Origin of the sequence: Sphingobium sp. CECT 9361 (genome assembly GCF_918741285.1) — a bacterium.
GTDB lineage: Bacteria > Pseudomonadota > Alphaproteobacteria > Sphingomonadales > Sphingomonadaceae > Sphingobium.
Window position 1 is genome coordinate 1 of record NZ_CAKKNC010000080.1, and the last position, 571, is coordinate 571.

The following is a 571-nucleotide window of genomic DNA, read 5'->3' on the forward strand; positions in this document are numbered from 1 at the left end:
AGCGGGCCAGCAATTCCGTGGCGAAGGCCCGGATATGCGCGCCGATGTCTTCGCGTTCCAGCGCGAGCGCGAAGTTGGCTTCGATGAAACCGGCCTTCGACCCGCAATCGTAGCGGTCGCCCTTGAACGTCATGCCGTGGAAAGGCTGCGTGTCGATCAGCCTTGCCATCGAATCGGTGAGCTGGATTTCGCCGCCCGCGCCCTTGCCCTGCGTTTCGAGCAGCTTCATGACTTCAGGCTGCAATATGTAGCGGCCCGCGATGATGAGGTTGGACGGCGCGGTGCCGGCGGCGGGCTTTTCCACCAGACCCTTGACCACGGTCAGGTCGCCATTGGTGCCGGACGGGTCGAGCACGCCATAGCTGGGCGTCTGTTCCATCGGCACTTCGAGCGCGCAGATGAGATTGCCGCCGACTTGCTCATAAGCATCGACCATCTGCTTGAGGCAGCCGGGTTTGCCGTGCATGAATTCGTCGGGCAGGATGATAGCGAAAGGTTCGTCGCCCACGATGTCGCGTGCGCACCAGATCGCGTGGCCAAGGCCCAAAGGCTCCTGCTGACGGATGAAGAC

1 protein-coding gene is annotated in these 571 nt (G+C 62.5%); it reads right to left on the reverse strand.

The annotated features are described in order from the left end of the window. Window positions 1-571, reverse strand: a 571-nt coding sequence (locus LQ220_RS24835) for a UTP--glucose-1-phosphate uridylyltransferase (RefSeq protein ID WP_230190632.1), incomplete at both ends; no start/stop codon positions are given.